The sequence below is a fragment of the Microbacterium sp. USTB-Y genome, assembly GCF_023703415.1.
GTDB lineage: Bacteria > Actinomycetota > Actinomycetes > Actinomycetales > Microbacteriaceae > Microbacterium.
On record NZ_JAGMTU010000001.1, the window covers coordinates 732,132 to 748,103 of the forward strand.

Genomic DNA, 15,972 nt, shown 5'->3' on the forward strand with positions numbered 1-15,972 from the left:
AGGCAAATCGGGTAGCGCAAGTAGTGTGTAATACATTACTTACGAGAGACGAGTTTGGTATACAAATTTGGGGAAGTCAAGGGTTTTGCGCCCCTCGATCCCCGCTCACGCCGCAGCGATCAGGACGCCCATCTGCGGGCGGCCGGGCACGGCGATCTCGGAGACGGCGAGCGACTCCAGATCGACGATCGCGAGACCGTCCCACGGCCCCCGGCTGGTGGATCCCCCGGTCAGGATCGCCTTGCGCCTGCCGTCGGGCGCATCCAGCCACTCCACGACGTTCTCGTGGCCCTTCTCGAGCGGAAGCACCGTCTCTTCACCGGATCCGAGGTCGCGGATCGTGAGGCTCGGCCCCTTCGTCGCGCCGCCGATCGCGCCGACGCCGACCACCAGCAGCCGTCCGTCCGTCGTCAGACCGACGCCGTGCTGGTGGGAGTCGGCGGTCATCGCCCGCGTCTCGTAGGTGCGCGTGCCGGGCGAGTACACCACGAGCCCCTGTCCCTGGTAGGGCAGGTAGAGCGTGCCGTCCTCGGCGACCGCGGCGTAGTGCGGCTTGTAGTGGGACATCAGGCCGCCCTCGGTGCCGAAGGGAGCGATCTCCGCGCTCGTCACGACGTGCTCCGGGACGCGGATGGTGTTGAGCGTGAAGGAGTCGTGATCGATCGTGTACACCTCGTCTCCGGCCGGTGAGATCTGCACATCGAACGGTCGCAGCCCGACCTCGAAGGAGTCCGTGAAGGCCTCGGCCGCAGTGTCGAAGCGCTCCACGACCGAGTTCAGGCCGGCGCGCGTGACGGCGACGTAGACGGCGGATCCGTCCGGCGTCACGACGACGCCCGTCCCGCCCGGGCGCTCCTCGCCGTACTCGACCACCGTCGGCTGCGCGAGGTACGGCACGAGCGCGATCCGCTCGCGGACGTCGAGGTCGACGACGGCGAGCCCCACCGCGGTGCTGACGTAGGCCCGCCGCGACCCCTCGTGCACGGCGACCGCCCAGGGCGCCTCCCCCACGACGACCTCGGACTCCACCGGCGATCCGGGATCGGTGAGATCGACGAACGCGATCCTGTCGCTGTGACTCTCCGTCACCACGAACGTCGTTCCGTGGCCGGGCCTGCTGGTGCTGATCACCCTGTGTACTCGCTTCCTCCGGACGTCCCGGATCGACTCGTCACCGGCGCGTGCGCCGAGGCTCAGCCGCCCTCACGAGTCCGATCACGCGACCTCCGCACACGCCGGCGACGGGCGTGGGCCCGTCGTTCCGAGTGATGCCGAAATGGTATGCCATTCTCGATGTGGGATACAACCGTCGGAGTCTGCTCAGGATCCGGCGATGGTCACCGTCACGTCGGCGCTGACCTGTCCTGCGGCGACCCGCACGACGACAGGACCGGCGGCGGTCGCCTGCATCGCGAGCGATGTCGCGATCCCGTCGGAGTCCGTGCTCGAGCTCTCGAAGCCACCCGGATAGGATCCCGGCCCCGAGACGACCTCGAAGGTCGCACTGCGCGGGGCGATCGGCCGGCCGTCCTCGGTGATGCGCACGATGAGGTCGATCTCATCGCCGAGCCTCACGGCCTCGGTGGGGGCGACCACCGCGATCCGCACGCCCTTCCCGTCCGCTGCCGCCTTCCCGCCCTGCGGCGCGCTCTGCGCCGTCCCGGCGCCGGTGCAGCCGGCGAGCAGGGCCGTCGCCACGAGAGCCGTGGACAGGACGGCACCGACCCGGATCCGGATCCGAGCCCCGCGGACGGTTCTCACGCCACGACCAGCGTGATCGCGAAGTCCTTCGAGATCCCCGTCCCCTCCGCACTGATGCGCAGGACGAACGATCCGGCCTTCAGCGCGAAGAAGGGCAGGGCAAGCACGCCGGCGTCGAGGGGGACGATGACCCCGTCTCCGCCGGCATCCGCCAGGAGACTGGAGTCCCAGCCGGCGATCCCCGTCGCGCCGAGCATCCTCGCGGTCCAGTTCTGCGGGATGGATCCGGTGCCGGTCGCCGTCACGTAGAACGCGTCGGAGGAGCTGTCCGGACCCCCGACCGGGACCGTCATGGTCAGCGCATCGTCCGAGGCGCCCAGCAGCTCGAGGACGACCTCTCCGGATGCAGCGGCGCGCGGGGCGGCGACCGCGACCGCGATCACGGGGACCGACCAGGCTCCGGCGACGAGCATCCGGCGCCGGGTGAGCATGCGGGCGGGGTGCGGGGTCGATTCGGTCATCGTTGCGTCTCCTGTCCGAGGGGATTCGGCTGCTGCTGCGGGCGGGTCATCGGGCGGCGTCGTAGGCGGCGGTCACGGTGCGCTGCCCCGCGGGTCCGGACACCGTCACGGTGACGGACCCCGCGGGCAGGGAGGGCAGCGGCGTGGTGAACGCCGCGTCGATCCTGGCCCCGGCGGCGACCGCCGGAAAGGTCCGCGTGCCGTACTTCGTGACGACCTTGACGTCGGCGGCGGTCGAGGACGTGTTGGTCACCGTCACCGTGAGGGTGGTCGTCGTCCCGGCGATCGCCGCCTTCGCCGACGCGTCCGCGCCGAGCGTCGGGGCCGGATCCACGACGGTGATCTCCGGGAGGGTCACCGAGCGGTCGCCGAGCCGGGCGCTGATCGTCGCCGTGCCCGCTGCCCCGGCCGTCGCGGTCGGCGCGAGTGCGATGCCCCCCGCGTCGGTGGTCGCGGTCGCCGTGGTCGCGGCCCCGAAGGTCGCCCCCTGCGCGGTGAACGTCACCGTCAGGCCGGCCACGGGGTTGCCGTCGGCGTCGACCGCCTTCGCCCCGACGCCGGTGAAGGCGGTGCCGCTTTGCACGGTCCTCGCCGTGCCGAGGGCGAGCAGATCGGCGACAGCCCCCGCGGTCGCGGCGGCCAGCCGCAGCCCGGAGACCGGGCCGGTCACGCCCTGGTCGGTCGCCCGGTACTCGACGAGCGCGGCCGCCGTGCCCGGCACCGCGAACGGTGCCGCATAAGGCTGCCAGGCGCCCCCGTCGATGCGGTACTCGATGCCCGTCGATCCCGCCGGGACCGTGTGCAGCGTCACCGTGCGCCCCGAAGCCGCCGCGACCACCGCGGGCAGGGAGGAGGGATCCGGTGCGGCTTTGCCGATCGTGAACGACGCCACGACGGCGCGGTGGTTGCTCGCCCAGGCGTTGCGGAGCACGGCGGTCGGCGAGGGCCAGCCGGCCACGACCGTGTTGGCCCCGAGCACCTGCAGCGCGGATCCGGCGTAGTGCACGGCGTCGATGCGGTCCTGCGGCTCGTCGGCGCCGGAGGGCGCCTTCACGACGATCGGAGACCAGGTGCTTCCCGGGTCGGCGACGGGATCGGGGTTCGCGGTGCGGTACGCGTCCGCGAGCCCGGCCTGCGCGAGGCGGGCGGGCACGGGCCAGTCCACGGCGCCGACGCCGCAGTGGGCGGCGGCGGTCGCGGCGGTCCAGTCGGCGCCCGACGGGGACTCCAGGTCGGAGAGCACGACCACCGGGGTCGCGCCCGAAGTCTCCTGTCCGATCGCCGTCGCGAGCGCGTCGACCTGCGCGTACCGGATGCTGCCGCGCTCCGCGGCGACGAGCGTCGCAGGGTCGGCGACCCCGCCGAGGCAGGCCGCCTCGGGCCCGTACCCGGTGCGGTCGAGCCCCAGGGTCCACACGCGGACCTTCCGTCCGAGCACGTCGACGGTCGCCCCCATGCCCGGCTGATCGCCGACCACGGTGCGCGCGCTGAGCGGGTGCGGCGAGATCAGGCCGACGCCGCCGGGTCCCTCGAGCGCGTTCCAGCCGAGCGCCTTCGCGAGGGCCGTCGCGGCGGTGCCGTCGTCCTGCTGCACCCCGATCACGTCGAAGCCGTTCTCGGCGATCACGGCGAGGTTCTTGAGCATCGCGTCGTTGACGTGCCCGCCCGCGTCCCAGAGGTTCCAGGTCACCGCGTCGAAGGGCGCCGCGGCGTCGGCCGGGATCACCGGGACCTCGACCTCGATGCGGGCGGTGGTCGTGCCGTCCGTCGCCTCGACGGTGAGGGAGCCCGGGTCGGCGGGCGCCGTCGCCGGTGCGGTGCCGGTCACGACGCCCTGGGCGTCGACGTTCAGCCACTCATCCCCCTCGACCTTCGTGTAGGAGGTCACGGATCCGCCGTTCCAGAGGCCCGCGACGGACTGCGAGACCGCTGCCCCGGCGCGCACGGAAGGCGCCCGCAGCACGCCCGACACGAAGCCGCGGGCGACGGTGGACCCATCGGTCACGACGTCGCCGGAGTGGGTCGCGGTGTAGTCGTTCTGGACCTGCGCGGCGGAGATCGCGCGGTCGTAGAAGTCGAAGGTGTCGATCGCGGCGTTCACGAAGCCGTCGCCGTCGTCGAGCAGAGACCCCTCGGCGCCGACCCGGAAGGGATAGCCGCTGACCAGGGAGAACCCGGATCCGAGGCTCGTGCTCTGCGCGGTCTGCTCGCCGTCGACATAGGTCGTCATGGTGCCCGCCGCGCGGTCGACGACGACCGCGACGTGGTGCCAGGCTCCGATGACCGAGGTGCGGCTGGCGTCGGCGAGGTAGTTCTGCGTCGTCGAGGTGCCGTTCTGCCCGAAGCACCCGCGCAGGATCCCCGGGCTGCCGGCGGTGTTGTAGAGCGTCGCACCGCGGTTGTAGCAGTGCCGGAAGTCCTGGTTGGAGACGAGGGGCGAGTCGGAGCTCGACGAGGCCTCCTTCAGCCAGAACGCGTAGGAGAAGCTTCCGGATCCGTCGGTGCGACCCGGAACGAGCGGCAGCGAGAAGAAGTTCACGCCGCGCGTGCTGCCGTCCGGGGCGTTGACGTACGCCGCCTTGCCGGACGTCCCGGCGACGTACGACGGCGTCCCCGACCAGGTCGCGTCGTTGCCGCGGCCGGAGGAGTCGGGGATCGCGGTGCCGTCGCCCGTCTCGAAGTCATAGGAGGCGAACGGAGCTACGGTGTCGCCGGGGGCGCGCAGCCGGCTCCAGATCGCGGAGAGCGTGACTGTGGTGTCCGCGCGGACCGTGAGGTCGGCCACCGTCTGCCCGTCGGCGTAGACGACCTGGCCCTTCGCGCTCAGCGCCCAGCCCTGGAACTGGTAGCCGGGGCGGACGAACGCGTTGGTCGGGAGGGCCGCGGACTTCCCGATCGTGAGGGTCTGCGCCGGCATCGCCCCGGAGGCGGCGCCGTTGCCGTCGAAGGCCGCCGTGTAGGTGCCCGAGTCGGGCTTGAGCGTCGAGTAGTCGTCGGCGACCTGGGCGGCGGGCAGCACCGCGTTGTAGAACCGCAGGTCGTCGATCGCGGCGTTCACGTAGCCGTCGCTGACGTCCTTCTCGCTGCCGCTGAACCCGCCGATGTTGAACGCGAACCCGCTCTTCAGGTTCGTGGAGGCCGTCACCTCGCCCGCCGCCGAGCGCTTGGTCTCGACGCCGTCCGTGTAGACGATGATGACGTTCGCCGTGCGATCGACGGTCACGGCGACGTGGTGCCAGGATCCGGCGATGTTCGGGGACGCGTTGTTCAGGTAGCGCTTGGTGCCGCCGGCCGTCGTGCCCCAGCACGCCTGCAGCACGCCCTGCGTGGTCTGGTTGTAGAGCGTGAGCCCCGCGTTGTTGCAGGACGCGAAGTCCTGGTTGCTCATGAGCGTTCCGTACGACGTGCGGCTCTGCTCCGACACCCAGAACTCGTAGGAGAAGCTCCCGGATCCGTCGGTCTTGCCCGCCAGCAGCGGCAGCTTCACGTAGTTCGTGCCGAGGCCGATCGTTGCCGCGGACCCGGAGACGCCCGGGCGGTACCCCGGCGATCCGACCCAGGTCGCGTCGTTGCCGTTGCCCGAGACGTCCTTCACCGTGGATCCGCTGTCGGCGTCGAAGGCGTACGCCGCGACCGGGGCGATCGCCCCCGGCACCGCCGCGCGCACGGCCGGGGCGGGCGCGGCCGGTGGCGCGGTCGTGACGGCCGGCTGCGGCTCCGGATCGGACGGCGGTGCGGTCGGCGCCGGCGACGAGGAGGCGGGCGGCGTGCTCGCGGACGGATCCGGGGCGGACGTCGCCGACGGGGCGGGCGCCGGGTCGGCGACGGCAGCCGGCGTCGCGGCCAGCGTCGAGACGACGAGGGCGGCGCCCACGACGGCGGTGAGGGCGAAGCGGCGCAGGCGCCGGCGCGGGACGGTCATGCGGGACTCCATCGGATCGGGTGCTGCGGTGTTCGGGACTCGGTGCGGTGCGCGGCGGCGACGCGGTCAGGCCGGCAGCTGCGCGACGCGACCCGCGTAGCGGTGCCGCCAGCCGGTGTTCGCGTCGGCGGTGATGACGACGTCGTAGTAGCCCTCGTCGGTGGGCCAGGTGATCTTCTCCGTGCCGCCCGGCTTCACCCAGATGCGCTGGGCGGTGCCGGCGTGGTCGTTCGGCACGAGGCTGTAGTGCACCGGCTGACGCCCGTCGTTGCGTAGCGCGATCTGCACCGTCGGCGTCGCGCCCGGGAGGAGATCGACGTCGACGCGGGGCACTCCCGCGCCGTTCTGCCCGGCCGGGACGACCGTGCCGGCGTGCGAGCGGACGAATCCGTCCGGACCGTAGACCGAGAACGCGTAGCGGCCGTCCTGCGCGGTCGCGTCCCACACGTGCGCCGCGGGCTTGGCCGCCGACACCGTGTAGGGCGTGTTCGCGAACGGGAGGTACCTGTCCGGGAAGGCCTGCAGGCTCACCGCCTTGCCGGCGGGGCCGCCCACGAGGCTCAGCTGCACGCTGACCTTCCCCGTCTTGCGGTCCTCCACGAACACGCCGTGCGGGTGGTACGACAGCGGACGGTGCTTGAGCGGGGTGCTCGACCACTTGTCGGCCGGCGGCACCTGGGTGCCGATCGTGCCGCCCGCGCGGGCGATCTGCACGAGCGCGTCGGTGTCGGGCAGGGACGGCACGTCGATCACGGGGTGCGCGAAGTCCATCGCGCTCGTGAGGTCGCCGCTGATGCCCCGGCGCCAGGCCGTGATCGTGGTCGACAGCGCCGGGGTGCCGATCGCGGTCGTCCACGTCTCCAGGAACCGGATGAGCGAGGTGTGGTCGAACGTCTCGGTGCCGACCCAGCCGCCACGCGTCCACGGCGAGACGAGGATGGTCGGGATCCGGGCTCCGTAGCCGATGGGGGTGGATCCGTTGTACTCGCCCGGGGTGCCCGGCTCGGCGAACGGCGGCAGCACGTGGTCGAAGTACCCGTCGTTCTCGTCGAACGTCATGATGAGCAGCGTGCTCTTCCAGATGTCCGGGTTGCTCTGCAGCGTCTGGATCACGCGGTTCGAGAAGTGCGCGCCGTGCTCGGGGTTCGCCGAGGGGTGCTCGGACCAGCTGTACGGCGCGACGATCCAGGAGACCTGCGGCAGCGGGTACTGCGCGCCGGGCTTGCACGCGGCGATGAAGTCCTTCAGCACGCCGTTGAGGTTGGCGTCGCTGTCGTTGTTGACGACGCCGGTCGACGCGTAGGGCGCGGATCCCGCGCGCCACACCAGGCCCGTGCCGGCCGCGTTCTTCGTGGCGTCGTTGCGGTTCGCCGTGTCCTGCGCGGACGAGCCAGACGTCGTGAAGGCGTTGAAGCCGCGGATCGGGTTGTCGGTGTAGTCGCCGACCCAGCTGGATCCGTTGTTCGTGTTGTCGACGTAGATCCGCCACGACACGCCCGCGGCCTGCAGTGCCTCGGGGTAGGTCTGCCAGGCGCGGTTGCCGTTGGACTCGCCGCCGTTGTCGACGACGCCGCCCGACGTGCCGGTCCACGCGTAGAGGCGGTTCGGCGTGGTCGGGCCCATGACCGAGCAGTGCCAGTTGTCGCAGATCGTGTAGGCGCTCGCGAGCGAGTACTGCCAGGGGATCTCCTCGCCGGAGACGTAGTGCATGGTGTTGGCGCCCTTGGCCCCGACCCAGTTGTTGTAGCGCCCGCCGGCCCATGCCGACGTGCCGCCCGAGTAGGAGTGGTCCAGGCCCGTGGTCGTACCGGCGACCGTGGTCACCCGGCCGGGCTTCACGAAGGAGGATCCCTGCGGCTGGGAGAAGACGTCCGTGCCGTTGGGGAACCGCAGCGCCTGCTTGTCGTCGAAACCGCGCACGCCCGGGAGCGCACCGTAGTAGTGGTCGAACGAGCGGTTCTCCTGCATGAGGATCACGACGTGCTTGATGTCGGTGATGTCGCCCGAGAAGCCCTCGGGCAGGGCATAGGCGCGCGCGCCGCCCGCGGCGAGCGCTCCGCGGCCCGCGCCGGTCGCCGCCGAGGCGGAGGAGGTCGCGGCCCCGGCGCCGATCCCCGCACCCACGGCGGCGGCGCCGCCCAGCAGGCCGAGCGCGCGCAGCATGCCGCGGCGGGTGAGCCCGGAGCGGAGGACCTCGTCGGGGACGGTCCGCGGGCGGTCGTAGGGGTCCGGGGTGAACGGGACGGGCTCGCTGGACATGGACGCTCCTCGGGACGGCGGGTGGGCGACCGGATCGGTGCCGACCTCGAGGACAGCAAGCGGAGGGGAACGGCGGGTGAACGCGGGAGGACGAACCGGTGGCATCGGGCCGGGATGCCCCGGATCCGGTCGCCGAGCGTGCACACTGGGCTGTCTCCGCCGCCTCCCCCCGGGGTCGTTGAGCGAGGACGGCGCAACCCGCCCCTCCCCGGGGTCGTTGAGCGAGGACGGCGCAGCCGCCCGAGACGAAACGCGCCGCCCGTCCGAACGGCCGCCCCACCGGGCCGCCCCTCCCCCTGGGGTCGTTGAGCGAGGACGGCGCAGCCGCCCGAGACGAAACGCGCCGCCCGCCCTGAGCTCAGAGCGCGGTGCGGACCGTCTGCCCCGCCTCGATCTCGAACGCGATCGCCCCCGCGCGGTAGCGGTCCACGCCGAGCTCCACGAGCCGTCCCTCGCGCGTCGTCGTGGTGCGGCCCACCTGCAGCAGCGGACTCGAGCGCCGCACGCCGAGCAGCGCCGCGTCCTCGGTCGTCGCGGCGGCCGCCTCGATCCGATGGTTCGTCGAGGCGACGCGGATCCCGGCCTCGGCGAGCGCGGCCGTGGTCGAGCGCACGTCGTCCGGCATCAGGGTGACGACCTCGGCGACCCACGGCGCCCAGACCGATCGCTCGATCATGACCGGCAGCCCGTCCAGCGTGCGCAGCCGCACGAAACGGTGCAGCGGCGCGCCGAGCCGGATCCGGAACAGCTGGGCCTCACGCGCGTCGGCGGGCCCGACGGTGCGGGACGTGATCGTGCCGCCCGGCGTGCGCCCGCCCTCGCTCGCCCACTCGGTGAACGACTGCATCCGCGCGAAGCCCTGCGTCTGATGCGCAGCCTGCACGATCCAGCCGCCGCGCGGCCGCGAGACCACGAGCGACAGCCGGGCGAGCCGGGCGAGCGCCCCGCGGATCACGCTGCGGGTCGTGCCGTACTCGACGCTCAGCGCCGCCTCGCTGGGGAGGCGCGTGCCGGCGGCGAACCCGCCCTCGGCGATCCGCCGGCGCAGGTCCGCGGAGATCTGCGCCGTGCGCGAGCCCTCGCGGCCGCCCTCGGTCACGGCGCGCCTGCGGACGCGAGCGAAGAGGTCGACCGGGGCATGCCCCCCATTCTCGCGCACGCGCACCGGTGGCCCGCCGCGCACAGGCACGACGGGCCACCGGTCACAGGGATCCCGCCCGGGGCGCCGGGCTCAGGCCTCCGGCCGGTTCGCGCGCAGCACCTCGAGCCGCGCTCGGTACTCGGTCTCGTCGACGTCGCCCTTGGCGAAGCGATCGGCGAGGATCTGCTCGGCCGTGCGGCTCTGCGCGGATCCCGCCCACGGCGCGGTCGCGCCCGGAGCGCCCGGCGTGCCCGGGGCGCCGTGCCAGCCCCAGGGCCCGGGGCCGCCCCAGCGACGGCGGCGCACCAGGATCGCGACGAGGAGGCCCACGATGACGAGGAACATCAGGGGGCCGATGATGAAGACGGGCCAGAAGGGGTGGAAGCCCAGGTGTCCGGGATGCGCGGCGGCGGCCGCGACGGTTGCGATCATGAGTGACCATCCTTGGATCGGTTCGGCCGCATCTCGACCGATGGATCCAGCCTCGCGATCTGCGCGCTCCGCCGAATCCGGCCACGGAAGTGATTCGACGTGCTCCCCCGGGAGTCCCGCCCCCCTGTTCGAGTCGCCCCCCGGACCCCGCCCCATCGGCCGGGCTGCGGGGCACGACTCGATCGTGGGGAGAGGGGGCTACTGCCAGCCGGGGGCGACGAGGCCAGTCTCGTAGGCGAGGACGACGAGGTGCACTCGATCCCTCGCGTGCAGCTTCGCCATGATCCGCGACACGTGCGTCTTCGCGGTGAGCGGGCTGAGGAACAGGCGTGCCGCGATCTCGTCGTTGGTAAGCCCCTGCCCGACCAGGCGCAGCACCTCGCGCTCGCGCTCCGTGATGCCGTCGAGCGCCCGCTGGTCGGGCGCATCGCGCAGCCCGACGGTGAGCCGTTCGAGCAGACGCCGGGTGACGCCCGGGGAGAGCAGCGCGTCCCCCGCGGCGACCACGCGCACGGCGCGCACGAGATCGGCCGGCTCGGTGTCCTTCACGAGGAAGCCGGCGGCGCCGGCGCGCACCGCCCGCACCACGTACTCGTCGAGCTCGAACGTCGTCACGATCACGACGTGCACGTCGGCGAGAGCCGGATCCGCGGCGATCTGCTCGGTGGCCCACAGCCCGTCGCCGTCCGGCATGCGGATGTCCATCAGCACGACGTCCACGGGCGTCTCGCGGATCCTCCGCAGCAGCTCCTGCCCGCCCGACGCCTCCGCGACGACCTCGATGCCGTCCTCCGCGTCCAGCAGCGCACGGAACCCCGCCCGCACGAGCAGCTGATCGTCGGCCAGCGCGACCCGGATCACGAGGCTCTCCCCCACGGCAGCGTCGCGACGACGCGCGCCCCGCCGTCCGGGCCGTCGCCGACCTCCACGACGCCGCCGAGGAGCGCCGCGCGCTCGCGCATGCCCAGTACGCCGCCGTGCCCCGAGGCGCCCGGATCCGCGCCGCCGAAGCCGCGCCCGTCGTCGGCCACCGTCACGACGAGCGCCGGATCCGCACCCTCCCGCCGTTCCAGGATCACGCTCACGTGGGCGGCCTGGGCGTGCCGGACCGCGTTCGTCAGCGCCTCCTGCACGATGCGATAGGCCGCGAACTGGGTCGCGCGGCTCGGCGCGGTGCCGCCGAGGCGGTCGTCCAGCGCGATCTCCAGGCCCGGCGTGGTGAGTCCCGCGATGAGTCGCGGCAACTCGGCGAGCTCGGCCTGGGGCACGAGCGGCGCCTCGCCGTCGCGGAGCACGCCGAGCACGCCCCGCACCTCCTCCAGCGCGAGCTTCGAGGTGTCCTTCACGTTCTGCAGCGCCGCGCGCGCCTGCTCGGGGTCGCGGTCGAACAGGTGCAGCCCGACGCTGGCCTGCACGTTCATCTGCGACAGCGCATGCCCCAGCACGTCGTGCAGCTCCCGGGCGATGCGCACCCGCTCACGCTCCTCGGCGCTGCGCCGGCGCCGCTGCGCATCCGCCCGCAGCTCCGCCACCCGGGCGCCGCGGACGCGCACGAAGGCGCCGATCGCGAAGCTCGCCGCGAGCGCGGCCGTGGCCGCCACGATGAGGCCCGGATGCCAGACCCGCCCGATGCTCACGCCGATCAGGATCGCCGCCGCCCAGCCGGTGGCCACGGAGACCGCGGCCCAGATCACCGCCCCGCGGGCGACCGCGATCGCGATCGCGAACGCGAGGGCGAGGTAGGGCGGGCCGGCGACCGGCGCGGTGAGCACGTCCAGCAGTGCCAGCCCCGAGACGAGCGCGACCGTCGGACCCGGGAATCGCCGGGCCGCGAGCAGCGCGAGCGGCCCGGCGACGGCGAGGACGAGGTGCAGGACGATCCGCCAGCGCAACCCATGACCCGGGAGATGGGCCGCGATCCATGCGTTCGCCGGCACCTGGACGAGCAGGCTCAGCACCACCGGTGCGATCAGCCCCACCCGGGCCGGCGGGCCCGCCGGGATCCGCCCCGTGTCCGGGCCGAACCACGCCGTCGACGCCCTCGGTATGTCTTCGAGCGGCTGATCGAGCATCCTCCGATGCTAATCGCGCCGCCGCGGAGGCGGATCCGCCCGCGGGGTACCGCACGCGTACTCCCGGAGGAGTAGTCCGCCGCTTCAGTTCGCACCCGGGGGAGGACGAGGCGGACCGGATCCCGCGGCTACGCTCGGCGGCATGCTCCGGTCCCGCGTCCTCATCGCGCTCGGCGCCGTCGCCGCGCTGGCCCTTCTCGGCGGCGCCGCGGCGGCCGGGCTCCTCGGGCACCCGGGCGGCGCCGGGCCCCGGACCGGCTCGGCGTCGCCCTCGCCGTCACCCGTCGCGCCTGCCGCGCCCTCCGGCACCGGGACGCCCGCCCCTGTGCCGGGAGCCTCCGGCTCGGAGGAGTTCACCCTCGTCTCGGGCGGCATCGCGCGCACCTACCGCGTGCACACGCCCGCGGGGCTGCCGCCCGAGGCTCCGCTCGTGGTGATGCTGCACGGCGGCGGGGGCAGCGCGGCGGTCGCGGAGCAGTACTACGGCTGGGATCAGGAGGCCGACCGGGAGAAGTTCGTAGTCGCCTACCCCGACGGTCTCGGCCCCGTCGAACCGGCCTGGAACACCGGAGGCGGTTGCTGCGGCTACCCCGCTCGGAACGACATCGACGACGTCCGCTTCATCCAGGACATGGTCGCCGCGATCGGATCCCGGATCCCCCTCGACGACCGGCGGATCTACGCCGCCGGGATCAGCAACGGCGGAATCATGGCCTACACGCTGGCGTGCCGGACCGATCTGTTCGCCGCGATCGGCCCCGACTCGGCGACGATGCTCGGAACCTGCGAGACCCCCGCTCCGACCTCGGTGATCCACATCCACGGCCTGCAGGACACCACGATCCCTTTCGACGGCGGGACGGGCACGGGGCCGGCCGCGATCGACGGACCGCCGGTCCCCGCGGTGATCGACCAGTGGCGCGCCGTCGATCGATGCGCCCCGGCGACCTCGACGACGGCCGGGGTGGTCACCACCGCGGTCGGCACGTGCGCGGAGGGCCGGGCCGTGGAGCTGGTGACGATCGCCGACGGGGGGCACGGCTGGCCGGGCTCGCCGGTCAAGGCCGGCCGCTCCACCGCGGGCGGGAATCAGCCGTCGGAGGCGCTCGACGCGACCGGCACGATCTGGCGGTTCTTCGCCGCGCACCCGAAGCCCTGAGCCGGATGCGCGGTGGCGGGGCTCAGTTCTCCCAGGAGCGGCTGCGCTTGGTGGCGCCGCCCGGCTCGCGCATCATGTACGCGAGAGCGAGGCTGATCGCCAGGATGCCCGCGACGAAGACGGGACCCTGCCATGCGGGCAGGCCGGGGGCGATGCCCAGCAGCACGAATCCGCCGAGGAACAGAATTCCGAACACGATGTAGTGAAGGATCACCGGGCAACCTCCTGTTGAGCCTCTCGAGTCTATCGCGCCGCGTCGGGCGGCCTCGACCCGCGGTCCGGATCCGGATCGGCGTCGCGCGTCCGCCCCGCGTCCGTCGCGAGGAATGCAGGATCCGCCGACGGATGCAGGAGCCAAGGACCGAATCCGTCCTGCAGAGGTCGCAGCATCCTGCATCCGTCGCGCACGACGTGGCGGGATCCGTGCAGTGTCGGCGCCCGCGGCTAGCCTCGCGCCATGAGCATCTCCTACCCCTCCGTGCCGGGCCTCGTGAACAGCCCCGGCTTCAGCCATGTCGCCGTGATCCCGCCCGGGTCCACGATGATCCACGTCGGCGGCCAGAACGGCGTCGACGAGTCCGGCGCGGTCGTCTCCGACGACGTGGCCGTGCAGTCCGCCCGCGCCCTCGACAACGCCGAGGCCGCCCTCGCCGCGGCCGGGGCGACGCTCGCCGACGTCATCGGCTGGACCGTGCTGATCCACCAGGACGCGGATCTGCGCGCCGCCTACGGCGCCGTCGGCCCGAAGCTCGCGCGGGACGGGGCTCCTCCGCTGGTCACCGCGGCGCGCGTCGCGGGGCTCGGCGTTCCCGGCGCGCTCATCGAGGTCAGCGCGATCGCGGCGCTCACCCCCTGAGCGGCCGGCCGGGCGACGGCGTCGCCGGACGTCCGCCCCGCGTTCCATGACGGATGTCATAGCCGATCCATGACATCGTTCATCGTGCGCCGTGCGCGCCGCGGAGCAGACTGGATCACATGAACGAGGCGACATCATGAGCGACACCCGGACGGCCCCCGCCGCCACCCGCACCCCCGCGACCCCTCCGGCCGCGATCGCCGCGCACGGCCTGACGAAGCGCTTCCGCGGCTTCACGGCCGTCGACGGCGTGGACATCGAGGTCGCGCAGGGAGAGGTCGTGGCCTTCCTCGGCCCGAACGGCGCCGGCAAGACCACCACGATCGACATGCTGCTCGGGCTCTCCCAGCCCGATGACGGCGAGGTGACCCTGTTCGGACTCTCCCCGCGCCAGGCGATCGGGCGCGGCCTGGTCTCCGCCGTCATGCAGACCGGCGGCCTGCTCAGCGACGTGACCGTGCGCGACACCATGAAGCTCACCGCGTCGCTGTTCGCCCACACGACCAGCATCGACGCCGCGCTGGAGCGGGCCGGAATCGCCGACATCGCCGACCGCAAGGTGCAGAAGTGCTCCGGCGGTCAGCAGCAGCGGCTGCGCTTCGCGATGGCGCTGGTGTCGGATCCGGGCCTCATCGTCCTCGACGAGCCGACCACCGGCATGGACGTGGAGGGCCGGCACTCGTTCTGGCAAGCGATCCACGCCGACGCCCAGCGCGGGCGCACGGTGCTCTTCGCGACGCACTACCTCGAAGAGGCCGACCAGTACGCCGACCGGATCATCCTGATCCGCCGGGGCCGCATCGTCGCCGACGGCACGACCGCCGAGATCAAGGCGATGGCCTCCGGCCGCACGGTCGAGGCCGAATGGGAGGACGCATCAGGATCCGGCCAGGCCGAGATCGCCGCCCTCGCCGGGGTCGACTCGGTCGAGGTGCGTGGTCCGCGCATCATCATCCGCGCCAACGACTCCGATGCGGTGGCCCGCCACCTGCTCACCCGCACCTCGGCCCACGACATCACCATCACCAGCCAGAACCTGGAGCAGGCCTTCCTCCAGCTCACCGGCGACGACACGGAAGGGGAATGACCGTGACCTCCGCCACCGAACGCCTGGACCGGATCGATCCGTCCTCCCGGCGCGTACCGCCGATGGGCGGCTTCAGCCTCACCTTCCTCGGCGTCGAGCTCAAACGCCTGTTCCGCAATTCCAGCGTGGTCGTCTTCACGCTGATCTTCCCGATCGCCATGCTCGTGATGATCGGCCTGCCCAACAAGAACACGTCCATCTCGAGCGTGCCGGTCAGCCAGGGCGGGATGTCCGCCGCGGTGCCGATCATGATCTCGATGGCCGTCTACGGCGCGATGGTCGCGAGCACCATGACCGGCGTCTCCGTCGCCTCCGAGCGCGCCCAGGGCTGGAGCCGCCAGCTCCGCCTGACGCCACTGAACCCCGTCGTCTACATCCTGGTCAAGGTCGTGTGCGGCATGGTCCTCGGGGCGATCGCCGTGATCGTGACGCTGATCGTCGGCGCCGTGCTCGGCATCACCGCTCCGCTCGGGAACCTGATCGCCGCCGGCGCGCTGGCCTGGCTGAGCTCGCTCATGCTGACCAGCCTCGGCCTCGCCGTCGGCTACGCCTTCCCCGCGCAGAACGCGATGCGCTACCTCGGCCCGATCCTGCCGATCCTGAGCTTCATGGGCGGGCTGTTCGTACCTCTCGCGATCATGCCCGAGGCCGTGCAGATCGGCGCGAAGTTCACGCCGCTGTGGGGCATCGCGAACCTGTCGCAGTCGGCCGTGATCGGCGTCGCCCCCGACGGCTGGTCGGTGCCGAACCTCATCGTCTGGTTCCTCGTCTTCACGGGCCTCGCGGTGCTGATGTTCCGCCGGGACACCAAGCGCGTCTGAC

At 72.8% G+C, this 15,972-nt stretch carries 14 protein-coding genes; 4 read left to right on the forward strand and 10 right to left on the reverse strand.

What is annotated here, in order from left to right; genetic code table 11:
- Positions 1-105: 105 nt before the first annotated feature.
- The 9 genes from J8G10_RS03480 to J8G10_RS03520 all read right to left on the reverse strand — a co-directional run bounded on the left by J8G10_RS03480 (position 106) and on the right by J8G10_RS03520 (position 12,048).
- Positions 106-1,089, reverse strand: a complete 984-nt coding sequence (locus tag J8G10_RS03480) for a YncE family protein (RefSeq protein ID WP_251439305.1) — start codon at positions 1,087-1,089, stop codon at positions 106-108.
- 231 nt (positions 1,090-1,320) lie between these two features.
- Complete coding sequence (locus J8G10_RS03485; RefSeq protein WP_251439307.1) at positions 1,321-1,761, reverse strand: hypothetical protein; 441 nt, start codon at positions 1,759-1,761, stop codon at positions 1,321-1,323.
- Positions 1,758-2,222, reverse strand: a complete 465-nt coding sequence (locus tag J8G10_RS03490; RefSeq protein ID WP_251439309.1) for a hypothetical protein — start codon at positions 2,220-2,222, stop codon at positions 1,758-1,760. Before J8G10_RS03490 ends, J8G10_RS03485 begins: the two co-directional genes overlap by 4 nt.
- 46 nt (positions 2,223-2,268) lie before the next feature.
- Positions 2,269-6,144, reverse strand: a complete 3,876-nt coding sequence (locus J8G10_RS03495; RefSeq protein WP_251439311.1) for a LamG-like jellyroll fold domain-containing protein — start codon at positions 6,142-6,144, stop codon at positions 2,269-2,271.
- 66 nt (positions 6,145-6,210) lie between these two features.
- Positions 6,211-8,403 carry an alkaline phosphatase family protein gene (locus tag J8G10_RS03500; RefSeq protein ID WP_251439318.1) on the reverse strand — a complete coding sequence of 731 codons (2,193 nt, stop codon included), beginning with the start codon at positions 8,401-8,403 and terminating at the stop codon, positions 6,211-6,213.
- A 358-nt stretch (positions 8,404-8,761) separates the two neighbouring features.
- Positions 8,762-9,502 (reverse strand): GntR family transcriptional regulator, encoded by a 741-nt coding sequence (locus J8G10_RS03505; RefSeq protein WP_251439320.1) that lies wholly within the window; start codon positions 9,500-9,502, stop codon positions 8,762-8,764.
- 132 nt (positions 9,503-9,634) lie between these two features.
- Entirely contained in the window at positions 9,635-9,976 is a 342-nt protein-coding gene (locus J8G10_RS03510; protein WP_251439321.1) for a hypothetical protein, read from the reverse strand.
- Positions 9,977-10,174: 198 nt separating this feature from the next.
- Positions 10,175-10,837 (reverse strand): response regulator transcription factor, encoded by a 663-nt coding sequence (locus tag J8G10_RS03515; RefSeq protein ID WP_251439323.1) that lies wholly within the window; start codon positions 10,835-10,837, stop codon positions 10,175-10,177.
- Complete coding sequence (locus tag J8G10_RS03520) at positions 10,834-12,048, reverse strand: sensor histidine kinase (protein ID WP_251439325.1); 1,215 nt, start codon at positions 12,046-12,048, stop codon at positions 10,834-10,836. Before J8G10_RS03520 ends, J8G10_RS03515 begins: the two co-directional genes overlap by 4 nt.
- Positions 12,049-12,190: 142 nt before the next feature.
- Between J8G10_RS03520 and J8G10_RS03525 the strand changes: the two genes are divergently transcribed.
- Positions 12,191-13,207, forward strand: a complete 1,017-nt coding sequence (locus J8G10_RS03525; RefSeq protein WP_251439327.1) for a PHB depolymerase family esterase — start codon at positions 12,191-12,193, stop codon at positions 13,205-13,207.
- 22 nt (positions 13,208-13,229) lie between these two features.
- Here the strand turns inward: J8G10_RS03525 and J8G10_RS03530 are convergent, their stop codons facing one another.
- The gene (locus J8G10_RS03530; protein WP_045249567.1) at positions 13,230-13,421 is read right to left on the reverse strand and encodes a hypothetical protein; all 192 of its coding nucleotides are present in this window, start codon (positions 13,419-13,421) and stop codon (positions 13,230-13,232) included.
- A 243-nt stretch (positions 13,422-13,664) separates the two neighbouring features.
- Between J8G10_RS03530 and J8G10_RS03535 the strand changes: the two genes are divergently transcribed.
- The 3 genes from J8G10_RS03535 to J8G10_RS03545 all read left to right on the forward strand — a co-directional run bounded on the left by J8G10_RS03535 (position 13,665) and on the right by J8G10_RS03545 (position 15,971).
- On the forward strand, positions 13,665-14,063 hold the full coding sequence (locus tag J8G10_RS03535) for a RidA family protein (RefSeq protein WP_251439329.1): 399 nt from the start codon (positions 13,665-13,667) through the stop codon (positions 14,061-14,063).
- A 136-nt stretch (positions 14,064-14,199) separates the two neighbouring features.
- Positions 14,200-15,150, forward strand: a complete 951-nt coding sequence (locus J8G10_RS03540) for an ABC transporter ATP-binding protein (RefSeq protein WP_251439331.1) — start codon at positions 14,200-14,202, stop codon at positions 15,148-15,150.
- Positions 15,151-15,152: 2 nt separating this feature from the next.
- Positions 15,153-15,971 carry an ABC transporter permease gene (locus tag J8G10_RS03545; protein WP_251439333.1) on the forward strand — a complete coding sequence of 273 codons (819 nt, stop codon included), beginning with the start codon at positions 15,153-15,155 and terminating at the stop codon, positions 15,969-15,971.
- The last annotated feature ends 1 nt before the right edge of the window (position 15,972 follow it).